At 66.0% G+C, this 15,425-nt stretch carries 12 protein-coding genes; 2 read left to right on the top strand and 10 right to left on the bottom strand.

Translation table 11 applies throughout. The annotated features are described in order from the left end of the window. Nucleotides 1-2: 2 nt before the first annotated feature. Both ABQF13_RS14060 and ABQF13_RS14055 read right to left on the bottom strand, forming a co-directional pair. The gene (locus tag ABQF13_RS14060) at nt 3-857 is read right to left on the bottom strand and encodes an ABC transporter permease (protein ID WP_448393362.1); all 855 of its coding nucleotides are present in this window, start codon (nt 855-857) and stop codon (nt 3-5) included. After that, on the bottom strand, nt 854-1,567 hold the full coding sequence (locus ABQF13_RS14055) for an MlaE family ABC transporter permease (protein ID WP_448393572.1): 714 nt from the start codon (nt 1,565-1,567) through the stop codon (nt 854-856). The genes ABQF13_RS14060 and ABQF13_RS14055 overlap by 4 nt, the downstream gene beginning before the upstream one ends. 843 nt (nt 1,568-2,410) lie before the next feature. Here ABQF13_RS14055 and ABQF13_RS14050 point away from each other — a divergent pair. After that, a complete protein-coding gene (locus tag ABQF13_RS14050) occupies nt 2,411-4,036 on the top strand; it encodes an AMP-binding protein (protein ID WP_448393361.1) in 1,626 nt (541 codons plus the stop codon). A 1-nt stretch (nt 4,037) separates the two neighbouring features. Here ABQF13_RS14050 and ABQF13_RS14045 read toward each other — a convergent pair whose 3' ends face one another. From ABQF13_RS14045 to ABQF13_RS14025, 5 genes are read right to left on the bottom strand one after another with little or no spacing between them, the layout of a single operon-like run. Next, nucleotides 4,038-4,820: an SDR family oxidoreductase gene (locus ABQF13_RS14045; protein ID WP_448393360.1), complete on the bottom strand. Its 783-nt coding sequence runs from the start codon at nt 4,818-4,820 to the stop codon at nt 4,038-4,040. Further along, nucleotides 4,817-5,611 carry an SDR family NAD(P)-dependent oxidoreductase gene (locus ABQF13_RS14040; RefSeq protein ID WP_448393359.1) on the bottom strand — a complete coding sequence of 265 codons (795 nt, stop codon included), beginning with the start codon at nt 5,609-5,611 and terminating at the stop codon, nt 4,817-4,819. The genes ABQF13_RS14045 and ABQF13_RS14040 overlap by 4 nt, the downstream gene beginning before the upstream one ends. 2 nt (nt 5,612-5,613) lie before the next feature. Then, on the bottom strand, nt 5,614-6,393 hold the full coding sequence (locus tag ABQF13_RS14035) for a crotonase/enoyl-CoA hydratase family protein (protein WP_448393358.1): 780 nt from the start codon (nt 6,391-6,393) through the stop codon (nt 5,614-5,616). After that, nucleotides 6,393-7,583, bottom strand: coding sequence for a lipid-transfer protein (locus ABQF13_RS14030; protein WP_448393357.1), 1,191 nt, complete (start codon nt 7,581-7,583; stop codon nt 6,393-6,395). The genes ABQF13_RS14035 and ABQF13_RS14030 overlap by 1 nt, the downstream gene beginning before the upstream one ends. After that, nucleotides 7,580-9,172: a class I adenylate-forming enzyme family protein gene (locus tag ABQF13_RS14025; protein WP_448393356.1), complete on the bottom strand. Its 1,593-nt coding sequence runs from the start codon at nt 9,170-9,172 to the stop codon at nt 7,580-7,582. Before ABQF13_RS14025 ends, ABQF13_RS14030 begins: the two co-directional genes overlap by 4 nt. A gap of 242 nt (nt 9,173-9,414) precedes the next feature. On the opposite strand from ABQF13_RS14025, the gene ABQF13_RS14020 reads away from it, so the two are divergent. Further along, complete coding sequence (locus tag ABQF13_RS14020) at nt 9,415-10,386, top strand: AraC-like ligand-binding domain-containing protein (RefSeq protein WP_448393355.1); 972 nt, start codon at nt 9,415-9,417, stop codon at nt 10,384-10,386. Here ABQF13_RS14020 and ABQF13_RS14015 read toward each other — a convergent pair. The 3 genes from ABQF13_RS14015 to ABQF13_RS14005 are packed head-to-tail and all read right to left on the bottom strand — an operon-like array spanning nt 10,373 to nt 15,425. Then, nucleotides 10,373-11,140 carry a hypothetical protein gene (locus ABQF13_RS14015; protein ID WP_448393354.1) on the bottom strand — a complete coding sequence of 256 codons (768 nt, stop codon included), beginning with the start codon at nt 11,138-11,140 and terminating at the stop codon, nt 10,373-10,375. The two genes, ABQF13_RS14020 and ABQF13_RS14015, sit on opposite strands and share 14 nt — an antisense overlap. Next, nucleotides 11,137-13,293: a hydantoinase B/oxoprolinase family protein gene (locus tag ABQF13_RS14010; protein WP_448393353.1), complete on the bottom strand. Its 2,157-nt coding sequence runs from the start codon at nt 13,291-13,293 to the stop codon at nt 11,137-11,139. Before ABQF13_RS14010 ends, ABQF13_RS14015 begins: the two co-directional genes overlap by 4 nt. Then, a complete protein-coding gene (locus ABQF13_RS14005) occupies nt 13,290-15,425 on the bottom strand; it encodes a hydantoinase/oxoprolinase family protein (protein WP_448393352.1) in 2,136 nt (711 codons plus the stop codon). Before ABQF13_RS14005 ends, ABQF13_RS14010 begins: the two co-directional genes overlap by 4 nt.

Below are 15,425 nucleotides of genomic sequence, written 5' to 3'. Positions count from 1 at the left end.
TGCTAGCCCGAGAGGTTGAAGTTGCCGGACTGGCCGTAGATGGCCAGTGAGACGAGCAAGGTCACAAATGACGACACCACCAGCGATGCCCGCACCGCGCGGCCGACGGCCTCTCCCACGCCGGCCGGGCCACCCGACGCGGTGAAGCCGTAGTAGGTGTGCACGAGCATCACCACGATCGCCATCGAAATAGCTTGCAGGAACGACCAAATCACATCGACGGGGTTGAGGAACGTATTGAAGTAGTGGTCGTAGACACCGGTCGACTGGCCGTAGAAGAAGGTGGTGCCGATCCGGGCGGCCACGAAGGCCACCTGAACCGCGATGCAGTACAACGGGATCACCACGATGACACCGGCCAGCACCCGGGTCGAGGCCAGGTACGCGATGGACCGGATGCCCATGACCTCGAGCGCATCGATCTCTTCGTTGATCCGCATCGCCCCCAGTTGGGCGGTGGTGCCCGCGCCGACGGTCGCGGCCAGCCCGATGCCGGCGACCAGCGGCGAGGTGATGCGGACATTGAGGAAGGCGGAGGTGAAGCCGGCCAGCGCCTCCACGCCGACATCGGCGAGCTGGTTGTAGGCCTGCACGGCGATCCAGGCTCCGGCCGACAGCGTCAGGAATCCGACGATGACGAGGGTGCCGCCGATGATGGCCAGCGCGCCGAGCCCGAGGCTCATTTGCGAGATGAGCCGCAGCGATTCGACTTTGTAGCGCACCAGCGCGTCCCCGAGGCCCTTGAGCGTCAGGCCGTAGAACTGGGTCTGTCGGCCCAGGCGTCGCCATCCCTCGACCCATCCGGACCAGCTGCGCCGGATCCTGGGGAACTGCGAGCTCGCGACATTGAGGGTCACAGCGTCACCTTCACCGCGACGGCAGTGGCGACCACGTTGATTACGAACAACGACATGAACGAATACACCACCGTCTCGTTGACGGCATTGCCCACACCGGCTGGACCGCCACCGACCGAAATACCCTTGTAGCAGGCGATCAATGCAGCTGCCAGCCCGAAAATCGAGGCCTTGACCAGGGACACGATGACTTCCGGCATGCCGACCAACAGCGTCAAGCCCGCCGCGAACGCGCCGGGCGTGACGTGTTGGACATAGACCGAGAAGAAGAAGCCGCCGACGATGCCCACGATGGTGACCACCGAGGCCAGCAGCAGCGAAACCAGCGTTGCGGCCAGCACTCTCGGCACTACCAGCGCCTGCACGGGGTTGATTCCCAGCACCCGCATCGCGTCTATCTCTTCACGGATGGTCCTCGACCCCAGGTCCGCACACATCGCGGTGGCACCGGCGCCGGCGATCACCAGGACGGTCACGATCGGCCCGATTTGGGTGACTGCACCGAGCGCGGCGCCGGTGCCGGAGAAGTCGGCCGCACCGATCTCGACGAACAGGATGTTCAGGGTGAACACGGTGAGCACGGTGAACGGGATGGCGAGCATGACCGTCGGAACGATGGAAACCCGTGCCACGAACCAACTCTGGGTCAGAAACTCGCGCCACGCGAATGGCGGCTTGAACATCAAGACGAAGGTGTCGAACGACATCATGAAGAAGTCGCCCAGCGCCCGCACCGGTTTGGCGGCGGCCTGCGTCACGCTCACAGCCCGTTCCCCCTCCGACCGGATGCTCGAAGACCGCCGCTGAGACCGCCCTCGACGCCCCGCTTCAGCTCAGCCTGCACATTCCGCCCTTCCCAGTACTTTACCGGCCAGCCGGTAAAGTTGTCGGCATGAACGTAGGCCGCTCTCGCGAATGAAGTCAAGGGTTCGCCGGCGTGCATGGGTTGCCACCTCGCGTCCGGCCATCCGAGCTGCCTTTCATTAAGCCTTACTGTGCAGTAAAGTTATCGGGGGACGTTAACCGTCCCCATCGGGACTGTCAAGGGTCGGCCAGCCGCATTCCATAAGGCCTTTCGGGCCACACAGTACGGGTCGGCGTGCTGTCACAGCGGCGGAGAGAAAGTTTGTAATACCTTGTACTGAAAGCCAGTACGCATGGGGTCCGCCGTCTTGCGACGGCTTCATCCGGTTGCCTGGCGCGACGGAATGCGCAAGGTGTGATCGGCGGGGCCGAGGGGTTGACGGTCCGAGCCCGGCGGACGCGCCGGCGGGCCAACGCGAACATTTCCTTATCCGTTAGTATAGTTATGATGGTTGGGAGCAGACCCGCGATAATCGAGGGGTCGATCGGCGTCACGAGGCGGTCCATGTCCCGGTTCATCGATATCGAGGCCCTCCTGGCCGGCGATGCGTGTCGGCTTCCAGCTTTGTCCCTCGCGCCGAGACCGGAAATGGAGTGCCCGAACACTGTTGAGTGGGCTGTGCCGCCACATTGACCACACTTCGGCGCCGGTCCCTAGGCGTCCGAACCGACGCGATGGAGGTATCGCAATGCCGAACGTCAACGGCCGAGTACAGCAACTCCACAACGAGTACGCCAGCACCGGAGCCTGCGCGGCTTATCTGCTGTGTGACCGTCATCCGCCTGAGGCAGTGGCCTTCACGCTCATCGACGAAGACCTGTCCAGTCTGGATGTAACGTTCGGCGAACTGCACCGTCGTTCCGAGCAGTTGGCTTCCGGCCTTGCCGCTCAGGGAGTGGTCGCCGGAGACCGGATCGCCACGTTGATGGGCAAGTCGATGGAACTGTTGGTTTCGATGCTGGCGCTATGGCGCTTGGGCGCCGTGCAGGTGCCGCTGTTCACCGCTTTCGCTCCGGCTGCAATAGCGGTGCGGGTAACCGGCAACCGCACCAAGTTCGTCATCACCGACGCCGCCCAGCGGCCGAAGCTCGATCCGAGTGCCGATCTGCCGGCTGAACGTGACTGGGAAATCATCACCACCGGCAACGCAACCGGCGACGACCTGTCATTCGACCAGCTGCTGGAGTCTTCTGCGCCGCTTGCTGATCCAGTGGCTTGCGGTGGTGCCGGCATCCTGGTCGAGTTGTTCACCTCCGGTACCACCGGCACACCTAAGGCGGTACCGATCCCGCTGGCCGCGGTAGCGGCGATGGTCTCCTATGACGAGTTCGCGCTTGATCACACCGACGAAGACGTGTTTTGGAACGCCGCCGACCCGGGGTGGGCATACGGGCTTTACTACGCGATCATCAGCCCCTTGGCGTCCGGCCGCCGAAGCCTGATGCTGTGCGCCCCGTTCGACGCGCAGCTCACCTGGTCGGTTCTGCAGCGCTTCGGAGTGACCAACTTCGCCGCCGCGCCGACGGTGTACCGGGCGCTGCGCAGTGCGCCGGTACCGAACGATCTTGCGCTGCGGCATCTTTCGTCAGCCGGTGAACCGCTCACTCCATCAGTCATCGATTGGGCCAGCCAGGCGTTGGGTCTTGAAGTCCGGGACCACTACGGCCAGACGGAGACCGGCATGATCGCCGCAAACGCCTGGCACCCTGAGCTGGTCGCCGCGGCGAAGCCCGGTTCCATGGGCCCGGCCCTACCGGGTTTCACCCTGGAGGTGCTAAGGACTGAAACAGACGAGATCGCCGCCGTCGGCGAGCCGGGCCGGCTCGCCGTCGACATCACCAGAAGTCCACTGATGACGTTCACCGGGTATCGCGACGCCCCCGAAAATAGCGCCGCTCGATTCAGCGGCGACGGGCGCTGGTACCTCACCGGTGACGTCGTGTCTCGCGACGTCGACGGCCATTTCAGGTTCGCCTCACGCGACGACGACCTTATTCTCATGGCGGGCTACCGCATCGGCCCGTTCGAGGTCGAATCGGTGCTCACCAAGCACTCCGCGGTCGTCGACGCCGCAGCCATCGGCGTGCCCGACGAGTTGCGCGGCGAGGTGCTCATCGCGATCATCGTCCTCGCTCCCGGCGTGTCACCCGAGGATTCCCTCGTCGAAGAGCTGCAGCAGATGGTGAAGGAAGGCCTTGCCGCGCACGCGTATCCGCGCCGGATCCACTTCACAGCCGAGCTGCCCAGAACGCCCAGCGGCAAGGTGCAACGCTTTCGGCTCCGACAGCAATTCAGCGACCTCACCAAGAGGTAGCTCACGCTGCCCCAGCGGCTCCGCCGTCGACCTCGAGCACGCTGCCGGTGAGATACGCACCTGCGCGCGACGCAAGGAACTGCACGGCGCCGACGATGTCCTCGGGCGTTCCCGTGCGGCCCAGCGGCACTGTAGAGAGCAGCTCGGCCCGCGTCGCGTCGTCGTCGAGGGCAAATGCGCTCATCCGGCTCGGAAAGTAACCGGGGGCGATCGCGTTGACAGTGACATGCTCGCGCGCGAGCCGTCCCGCAAGGTGGCGGGTCAACATGTGGACCGCAGCCTTCGTCGCGCTGTACGGATAGTTCTCCACCGCGGTCACCCGATGCCCGGCCAACGAGCCGATGTTGACAACGCGCGCCGGGTCGTCGGCCGACGCCGCCTGCCGCAAGGGGCCTAACAGCGTTGTCGTCAATCGAAACAGGCCGGTCAGGTTCACGTTGACAAGCTTGTGCCATGCGTCATCCGGAAAGTCGTCCAGCGGTGCTCCCCACGTCGCACCCGCATTGTTCACCAGGAGGTCGAGCCGACCGCCGAACTGGGTCGCAACTGCCTGCGCAATAGCGGCACTGCCTTCGGGCGCACCGACGTCGGCGACAATCGAGATGCAGTCGCCCCGCTGGGCGAGTCGCGCGGCTACCGCATGCCCGGCGTCCGCACGCCGGGAGGCGATCGCCACCCGTACACCCGCCTCGACAAGGCCGGTGGCGATCATCTCACCCAGCCCCGATGAACCGCCGGTGACGACGGCGTTCTTACCGGCGACCGAGAACAACCCGGCGGTCACAATGTCACCGAATAGCCACCGTTGACGCCCACCGTCTGCCCGGTGACCCAACCCGCTGCCTCTGATGCCAGGAAGCAGATCATCGCCGACCCGTCAGCAGGATCGCCGATACGTCGGATCATGTACTGTTCAAGCACTTTTCGCTGCACCCGCTCGTCGGCGAGCATATCGGCGGTCGCCGGGGTGTAGGTGGCGCCGAGGGCCACCGAGTTCGCGGTGATCAGGTAGCGTCCACCGATCCGGGCCAGCGCACGGGTCAACCCGGCCGCGCCGGCCTTCGCCCCGGAGTAGGCCTCCAGCCCGTTACCCTCACCCATGCGCCCGGCATCGGAGATGACGGTGACGATGCGGCCACCGTTACCGGCGCGCACCATTTGTTCGATCGCATGACGCGCACAGTTGAACACCCCACCGAGGTTGACCCGGATCGATTTGTCCCACTGCGCGGGCGACTGTTCCCAGAACGGCATGGCAGGGGGTGGCGTACCGCCGCCGCCCTGATTGCCTGCGTTGTTGACCAGGATCCCGACCGGCCCCAGTTCGCGTTCGATTGTTCCGAACATTTCGCCCACTTCATCGAAGTCGCCGACGTCAGCCGGAGCCGCTATAGCGGGCACCCCCGTTTCGCGAATCTCCTTGGCAACGCGCTCAGCCCGGTCGGCGTCGATATCGTTGACAGCAACTCCACCGGCACCCAAACGTGCCAGGTCGTGCACGATGCGATACCCGACTCCTTGACCGGCGCCGGTGACCACGGCGATTCGGCCGGCCATGTCCATGCCCTCACTCATCCTCAGCGGCCTTTCCATTTCGGTGCTCTCTTCTCCGCGAATGCCGCCAACCCCTCCTTGAAGTCCTCGGACTCGAGTACGGGTTCGAGCAACGGGACTTGCAGATCCCAACTCGCCCGGTCCTCCCATTCCTGGGAGCGGCGGATGACGGCCGTGCTGGCCCGCACGGCCACCGGTCCGTTGGCGGCGATCTCCTCGGCAAGCTCCAGCGCGACGGCGAGGCTCTGCCCCGGCTCGGCCAGTCGGTTGACCAGCCCCAGCGCGTGGAAGTCCGTGGCCATCAACGGTTTTCCAGTGAGCGCCAGCTCCATTGCCCGGTGGTACGGAATGCGCCTCGGCAGCCGGAATAGGCCACCGCCCATCGCCGGCACCGCTCGTGACGCCTCTGGCAGCCCCATCCGCGCGTCTTTCGCCGCCACGATCAGATCGCAGGCCAGACACAGTTCCAGGCCGCCGCCGAGGGCGTGCCCCTCGACCGCCGCGATCATCGGCTTCGTCGGGGGGTCGAGCATGATGCCGCAACCGCCGCGCCGTTCGGTCCTGGCGATCTCGCCGCGGGCGGCGGCTTTCATGTCCTGACCTGCCGAGAAGACCCCGTCCGCGCCGGTGAGGACGGCCACCCGTAGATCGGGATCCGCCTCGAAGTGGTCGACGGCGGCCTCCATCGCCTCCGCGGTCGGCAGGTCGAAGGAGTTACGACGCTGCGGCCGGTTTATGGTCAGCACCGCGACGTGCCCAACCCGATCGAAGAGGACCAGTTCAGAAGTGCTCGGCTCGGACATCAGGCGACCCGCCGATACATCGTCACAACGCAGGCGCTGCCCAGGCCGTGGTTGTGCGACAGTGCGGTACGCGCACCGTCGACCTGCCGGTCGCCAGCCTCGCCGCGCACCTGCCAGACGAGCTCGGCGCACTGAGCTAGCCCGGTCGCGCCGAGCGGGTGCCCTTTGGAGATCAGCCCGCCCGAGGGGTTGACCACCCAGCGGCCGCCGTAGGTGGTGTCACCGTCGTCGATCAGTCGGCCGCCCTCGCCTTCGGCGCACAACCCCAAAGCTTCGTAGAGCAATATCTCGTTGATCGAGAAGCAGTCGTGCAACTCGATGACATCGATATCGGCCGGGCCCAAACCGGTTCGGTCGTACACCGCGGTGGCGGCCCGGCGCGAGGCGTCGCGCCCCACGACGTCGAACGAACTGCCGGATTCGAAAGTGGCCGCAGTGTCGGTGGTCATCGCTTGTCCGACGATGTGTACTGCCTGGCCCTCGAGCCCGTGTTTGGCCACGAAGTCCTCGGAGGCCACGATCGCGGCGGCCGACCCGTCGGAGGTCGGCGAGCACTGCAGTTTGGTCAGCATCTCACACACCTGCGTCGAGGCCATGATCTCGTCGAGTGTGTACACCGAACGGAACTGCGCCCGTTCGTTGTTCGCCGAGTGCCGATGGTTCTTCTCGGCGACCTTGCCGAACTGCTCGGCAGTGGTGCCGAACTTCTCCCGGTGTTCCAGCCCGGCGTTGCGGAACAACTCCAGCATGGGAGGCGCACCGCTGGCCGGGCGATGGCCTGCGGCCGCGTCGAGAAAGGGCTGCACAGGGCTGGCCACGTCGGGATAGGCCATCGTTCCGAGAGAGCCCGGCCTCATCTTCTCGAAGCCCACCGCCAGTACGCATTCGGCAATTCCACCTTCGACCAGTTGGCGGGCGCCGAACAGCGCCGAGGATCCGCTGGCGCAGTTGTTGTTGACGTTCAGCACCGGAATTCCGGTTCTGCCGATGTCGTAGAGCGCGCGCTGGCCGGCTGTCGAGTCGGCATGCACATAGCCGACCAGCGCCTGCTCGACATGCGAATACTCAAGCCCGGAGTCGAGCAGCGCCGCGTTGATCGCCGCGCCGGCCAGATCAGGGTAATCGGCCGGAGATGCGCCGGGCTTGGTGAACGGCGTCATCCCGACGCCGATGACATGGGCGGTTCTCATCGCGTTGCCATTCCTGTTCTCGTCGATTTAGTGGACGTGGAAAACCAAGTGCCGCTGGGGTCCTCGTTGTGTTGATCGCGTATCCGGCTTCGCAGCACCTTGCCCATCGGCGATCGCGGCAGCTGCTCACCGAACATGACCGCGCCGAGTTTCTTGACCGGACCGAGCTTCTCGCGAGTCCAGTCCACGAGCTCCTGTCCGGTGACGGCGGCTGCGCCCGCGGTGGGCACGATCAGCGCCAACGGGGTCTCACCCCACCGGTCATGCGGGATTCCGACAACGGCCGCCTCCGCCACGGCGGGGTGCGCCGTGAGCGCCAACTCGAGTTCGGTGGGCCAGATGTTGAAGCCACCCGAGATGATCAGGTCTTCCTTGCGGCCAGTAAGGAACAGATAGCCGTCGTCGTCCAAATAGCCCATGTCTCTGGTAAGTACGGCGCCATTCGCCAGGAAACGGGCCTTGGTCGCTTCGTCGTCACCCCACACACCGGCGAAAGCGGTGGGAGTCCGAGACGCGATCTCGCCGACCTCGCCGCGGGGCAGTTCCCGGCCGTCCTCATCGACGATCAGCAGTTGCGACCCGGTAACGGGCCTACCCGCGGAACGCAGCCACTTGCCGCCCTCCGCGATGTGGTCGGTCGGACCCAGGACTGCCAGCGGCGCGCCTTCGCTCTGCCCGTAGATTTGCAGCAGCACATCGCCGAACGCTTTGCGTGCCAGCCGCATGGTCTCGGGAGTGATCGGCGATCCGCCGTAAGCGATGCAGCGCAGGGTGCTCAGATCGGTGGTCGCCGCTGCGGGGTGGGTTGCGGCCGCATGGATCATGGTGGGCACACCGAAGCTGAAGGTGCACCCCAGGTCAGCGATGTTTGCCAGGTATGCGCCCGCGTCGAAGCTGCGCATCAGCGCGATCGATCCGCCGGTACTGACGAAGGCGGGCATCGGCATGAGGCTCGCGTGGGAGAGCGGCCCAGCCGCCAGATAGCGGTCGTCAGGGGTGAAAGTAGGTAGCACCCGTGCGGTTTCGGTGCCGACGGCCGTCCAGCCTGCCACGTCGTGGAAGACGGCCTTGGGGCGTCCGGTGGTACCAGCGGAGAAGCGGATGGTTTGCGGCCGGTCGGACGCAATGTCGAGGTGCGGATCCTGCGCAGAGGCGGCTGCCAACACGTCGGCGTAGTCCAGGGCGGCGCCCCCGGCGGAACCGTCGCAGATCAACACATGTGACAGCTCCCGCACCCGAGCGAGGTGCGGTGCAATCGTCGCATGGTGCTCGTGCTGGACGATCAGCGCCGAGGCGCCGATCGCGGTCAACAGCTCGGCGTTGATCTCGGGGGTGTTGTGGGTGTAGAGCGAGGCTCGGACGAACCCGCCCAGCGCGATACCGAAAATCAATTCGAGCGCCTCGGGCGAGTTGTCTGCGAGCGTCGCCACCCGGTCGCCGGGCTTTAGCCCGAGCCCGGCCAGGGCCTGCGCCAGTCGGCAGGCCCGCTGGTAGCAGTCGGCGTAGGTCTGCGTCTGTTGGTCGCAGAGCAGCAGAGGATTGCCGGGGAATCGCTCTGCTCCACGCCGGATCAGCGTTGCCAGATCCATCGCTGCCCCTCTCTATGCGCTGACAGACCCGGTTTTCGGGTCGATTTCGACGCTATGAGCGCGGTACCGGGCCAACAATGGGACGAGGTGCCACCAGCCGGTGGCCAACGGACACATCGACGCGGCCCGCGATCTACCGCGCCACCGTGTCGTGTGACCGCGGTCATAGCTTCTCGTCGTGGCGGCTACCATGAGCACCGTCCAGCAAAGCTGCAGGGACCACGTGATGTGAGGTACCGGTCATGGTGATGAACACCGTCGAGATCGAGCGGGTGACCACCTGCGGCCTCGACCCCGCCGAGGGGCGCGCGCTGTGGACTGAGCTGCTGATGACCTACGAATCCGAGTTCGACTGCAGCTTCGAACCGAAGTGGGTGACCGGCTCGGCGGTACGGGCGCGCACCAGCCGATTCCAGTACGTTTCGTGGCGATGCGACGCTACGAGTTATCGACGCACATCGCGCCACATCGCCACGGACCGCGACCTCAGCGCCCGGTTGATGGTGCCCCGTAGCGGTTCACTGACGGTGACCCACGACGAGAAAACTGTGGTGGTCCACGCCGGCCAGGCCTATCCGATCTCGATGGCGCGGCCGATGACGCTCAGCCACGGCCCGGGCGCCGAGATCCTCGCGCTGGCACTCGATTCGGAAATGATCGCTCGGCGATTGTGCGACGTCGGCGCACCGGCTGAACCCATCGATCTACGCACCGGACTGGGCAGCTCGGTACACGCGCTACTCACCAGCCTGATCCGCGAATCCGATGCGCTGGCCGCCCACGAATTCGACGCGGTGGCCGATCGCCTCATCGATCTGTTCACCCTGACTCAGGAACGCGTCGCCGCCGATGCCGCGCCGGGCCGGCTCAGCCAAGTGGCGCGTGCGGCCCGGGCGTACATTCAACAGAATCTGGGCGACCGCAACTTGTCGGTCCATCACATCGCCGCGGGCCTCGGCTGGTCTCCTCGTCAAGTACAGCTTGCGCTCAAACATGCTGGGACGACACCGAACAAGCTGATCAAGGACGAACGGCTCAGCGCGGCGTACGCGGGAGTGGTGGCTCCTGGCTCGCCCTATTCCATCAGCGAGCTGGCGACCGAGTTGGGGTTCGCCACCCCGAGCGCGTTCAGCACGGCGTTTCGCGAGCGCTACGGGCGCAGCCCCCGGCAGTTACGCGAAGAAACCCGGCGCGCAACGCTCAGCGGCGGTTAGCCGCGGCCGCGAGCAGGCTCAAATCGGCGTCGCCGGGGATGGGTCCGTCGGAGACGATCGGTCCGTCGTGTCCGCCGACAAGGGCCGGCCACAGCTGGTCGAACGGCACGGTGCCGAAGTCGGCGGCCGCCGCCAGGCCCCTTCCCGGCACCACGTGGTCGGCGTAGCCGAGTCCGTCGAGCCGCTGCGCGCCGCACAACACGGCCGGTACGCCCATCGTGTCGAGCCGTCTCACCAGCGGTGCATGCGCGTCCACCAGATCGCCGTGACAATCGTCGGCCGGCTCCCACACCAGGATGCGGTCGGCGCCAGCGGCCACATAGCTGCCGACGAGCACACCGATTAGGTCGCCCACATCGGCGATCAGATCCGCAAAGTCCTCGTCGGGAGTCGAAAAACGTTCCGCCAGAAAACGACTCAATAGGCCGGGTCCGGTGACCGAGGCTGCCACCGGCTGTGCGGGATACAAGCCGGCCAGCACCGTGGTCAGCTCCAGTGCCGCAGCCAGAATTGGAGTCCGGGCCAACTCGACGTCGACCACCTCGGTGGTCTGCGTCACCGAGGCGGTCACCGCGTCGGCCTCGGCGTGCGGATCGAAGTGGGTGATCACCCAGTCCGGCCGCACCAATGCGACGGCCTCGCGCAGGCAGTAGGCCCAACGCGTCGGGTCGGATCTCCAGCAGGGATCGACCCCGGCGATCCGGGCCGCCACCCGGTCGAGCACCGGCGCGAACGCGTTGGGGCCGTGCGTCATCGGCCCGCTGCTCGGTCCGCGTCGTCGGACCAGTCCCACGATCCCAGATAGCCCAGGTGTGCGGGCGGATCGTCAGCGCGCCACTGTGCGACGAAGGCGTCGTAGCTCATCCCCCGGTCAAGCCGATCCTGCCGGGCCTGTGCGCGCGCCTCGCGGGTACGCTCCACATCGAGCTCACCGCGATCATCTGCGGCGACCCGGTAGACATTGTGCGCCACCTCCTCGCTGATCAGCCCGCGCCGCAGATCCTTGCACACCTCGGCGGGTTCGCGTTCCAGCGGGTCGCCGTAACCGGCGCCGCCGCCGACCCGCTGAATCCAGATGTCGCCTTCCACAATGGGATCGGCGGCCTGCACCGGGTTGCTCACCTCATAGGTCCCAGCCAGTGGTTGGTCCCGCATGATGCTGCGCGCGTCGTAGGTCAACCCGTCCGCGCCGTCCGCCAGCCATTGCAGGACCGCGTTCACTCCGCCCTCGGGCCGCACCCGGACCAGCGGGATACACGGACCGGCATAGCCGCCGAACATCCCACTGGTCACTGGGAACTTTCCGCCCATGCTGGTGATCCCGAAGGCGAACATCTGACTGCCGTAGAGCATGTAGGCCCATTCCACCGATGACCCGCCGCGGTACTTACCGAAGCCGTGGTTGTCCGGCGGAATGCGCCGCCACATGCCCAGCACCGGAATCTCGTTCTCGCGCAACTCGATCTCACCCCAGTCCGAAACCGGCGCGAACACCGGGCCCGCCGCGTGCTCACCGTCCTCGTCGAACCGGGCGCCGCCGCCGGCCGCGTTCATCTCGGTGGACACGTTCGCGGTGAGCTGTGCGTGTTGGGTGAGCCCGCCATACTGCAGGGTCGGGATCATGGCGTACCACGGCGCCATCGGCCGGACGCTGCCCGGATTGGCGAACAGCGCCTTGGTGACCGCCGAGTGCAGTGCAGCGCTGAAACAGAACATCGTCATCAACGACAGCGAGGTCGGCTGCTCGGCCTCGGCGGTGACGATGGAACCCGGCTCCAACTCGAAATCGAGTGCGGAGATGAAACCGGCCGTTCGGGGCAGGTCCGCGAACAGAAAGTTCATGAATAGGTTGCCAACCATGGCCCGGGTGAAATGGGCCTGCGCGTTGAGCGCGCGGTCGATCGAGGGCGAGGAGCCTTTGGTGCGCACGGTGAGCCGGTCACCGCGCTTCTCCAACTCGACGGTGAGCTTGAACAACCGCTCTTCCAGCAGCGTGGTGTCCGCGAACTGGTTGCCACGGTAGATACCGTCGGGCCAAGCCGAGATCCGACGCCGGACTTCGGCCTCGGTCGATTCCAGCACCGTGCGCATGGTGGCGATCAACAGGTCAGCCGATCGTTCGGCCATGAAGTCGTGCATGCGTTGCTCGACCATCCGCACGGTCGCCAGTTTCGATCGGAAGTCGGTGAGCCACAACAGCGGATCGCGAACCTGATTTTGAAACAGGTTGATCAGGTCACGTCGGAACGTGTAGTTCTCGCCGACCTTCATCGGCGGGATCCGTACCCCTTCGCCGTATTTCGTGGTCGCGCGCAGCGCGAAGCCGCCCGGATCGACGGCCGCGCCGTTCTCACCCTCGTGCACGATCGCGCCGACCCAGGCGATGTGCTCGCCTTGCCAGTACAACGGGATCAGCAGGGTGTGGTCGGGGTTGTGGGTGCCGCCGTAGTTGGCGTCGTTGTGGTAGAACACGTCACCCTCGGCGATGCCGACGGTGGACTCGTCGGCCCAATACCGGTTGATGAACTTCGGCACCGGCGACGTAGTCGCCGAGAACATGTTTACGCCCCCGGAACTGGCCACTGCAAACTCGCCCTCGCGAGTGTAGATTCCGACGATCAGGTCGCCGTACTTGGCGGCGGGCGAGGCGCAGATCTGTTCCAGCATCTCCATCGCGGACTCGAGCACCGCTTCGATGCGGCTCAGCCCCACGGTGATGTCGGTGGGGTCGGTGATCGACCGGATGGCCGCGTCCTCGCGTGCGGTGCGCTCACGCAACCGGTATTCGGCGGTGAGACCCGCGTCGGGTCCGTACATCACCGGCTGGTTGCTGATCAGGTCGGAGAGGAACTCCTGCGCCTCCGCGGAATCCATTTCGCCGTTCACGGCGGAATCCATCGTGCTCATCGGGTGTTCTCCTGTCGCATCCGGAAGAAGCCGTAATCGTCCATCTCGCCGGTCCAACCGGGTTCGACGAGGATTGTGGTGTCGGCGGATTCGATGACCGCGGGGCCGCTGACCCGGTGGCCCGGCTGCAGCGCGCCGTAGTCGTAGATGTCGGTTTCCGCCGGTCCCCCTCGCCACACGCAGGATCGCGATCCGGTCCACGCCGCCGTCACGCCCGACGTGCTGCCGGTGGTGACTCGCTTCTCGGGTTCGGGTGCCGCGCGAGGGATCCATGCCCGCAACCGGATTGCGTCGATCGACACGCCGACTTCCCGGGTGAGCGCCAGGTCGCCGAACCGGTCGCCGTACTCGTCGAAATAGGCCCGGATCACCGCGGCGACGTCGGCCTCGGTGCGCAACCGCTTGACTGGGCTGGCGATCGTGATGACGAAGAGCTGGCCGGTGGAACGCATGTCCAGTTCGACGGCGGTCTCCACGTCGTCGGGACGGAAACCCTGCCCGGCGAAGTCCTGATAGGCCTTGTTCTCGAACTCTTCGATGATCGAATTGAATTCGGTGTAGTCGGTCAGCACCTGCTTGATCAACGGGTTGAACAGCACCTGCCAGACCGACTGCTCGTAGATGTGCAGCCGCTCGAGCCCGGCGGCGCCGGTGGCCGAGAACACCTCGCTGTGCGGGGGCACCACGACCTCGTTGGCGTTCAGCGAGCCGGCGTAGCCGCAGGCGTGCAGCGGTCCGCCGCCGCCGAACGAGAACACGGTGAACTCGCGCGGGTCGTAGCCCTTGACGGTGATCGATTTGAACAGTTCCGAGCCCATCGTCTCGTCCACCACCCGGCGGATGCGCAGGGCCGCTTCGGTCACCGGAATGCCCAGCGGTTTGGCGATCCGCCGTTCGATGGCTCGCTCGGCGCGGCGCAGGTCCAACGGGAGTTCGCCACCGTGGTACCGCTTCGGGTCGAGGTAACCCAGCACCAGGTCGGCGTCGGTGACGGTGGGCTCGGTGCCGCCCTGCCCGTAGCAGGCCGGGCCGGGATCCGACCCCGCCGACTCCGGACCGACCACGATTCCGGCCACCGCGTCCAACCGGGCGATCGACCCGCCGCCGGCGCCGATCGCCGAGATGTCCATCATCGGCACCTGCACCCGCCACCGGTCGATGACGGGGTTGAAATCGTAGAAGCGCACCGATCCGGCGACCACGGTGCCGACGTCGAACGAGGTGCCGCCCATATCGGTGGTCACCACCTTGTCGAAGCCGTGTGCGGCGGCGACGTGCCGCGATCCGTAGAGCCCCGACACCGGGCCGGCGTGCACGGTGTGGATCGGGGTCGTCGCGGCCAGCGTGCCCATCCCACCGCTGTTGTGCACCAGCAGCAGCCCGCCGCGGTAGCCGCGGCGGCGCAACTCGTCGCGCAGGTGCGACAGCCGGTCGGCGGTGAACCGGTGCAGATAGGCGTTGATTGTCGCGGTCATGGTGCGGGCATACTCGCCGGACCGGCGCGATATCTCGTGGGTGAGGATCACCGGGAAACGACCCAGATAGGTTGTCGGGTAATCTCTTTCGATGATCTCGCGAACGCGCAGTTCGTGATCGGGGTTGATATGCGAGTTCAGCAGTGACACCACGAAGCCGCGTACACCCGCGTCGACGAGGTCTTGTACCCGGTCGGCGACTTCACTGTCGCGCAACGGAATGAGTATCCGGCCGTTGACGTCGACGCGTTCCTTGAGCACCGCGATCTGTTCGGGCTCGATGAGCGGTTCGGGGCGCCGGGCCCGCGGCAGGTCGCGGGTGACCTGGACAGGCAGGCCGTCGGCCCATTGCCGGCAGCGGCCGATCGGCACGGTGTGTTCATGGCCCGCGGTGGTCAACAAGCCCAGGCGTGGACCGTTGCGTTCGATCAGCGCGTTGGTGCCCAAGGTGGTGGCATACCGGATGGTGTCGGTCTGCGAAAGCATCTCGTCGACATCGAGACCTGCTGTCGAAGCGATGGATTCGATCGCTCGGAAGAAGCCGAGCGCGAGGTCGTGATGGGTGGTGAGCGCCTTGGCCGTGCGCGGGCCGCCGGGCCATTCGCCGGTGGCCACACAGTCGGTGAAGGTGCCACCGATATCGACGTTGATCTCCAT

Source organism: Mycolicibacterium sp. XJ879, assembly GCF_053483935.1.
The sequence above is the reverse complement of the archived record's forward strand: the minus strand, read 5'-3'. Positions and strand labels throughout refer to the sequence as shown.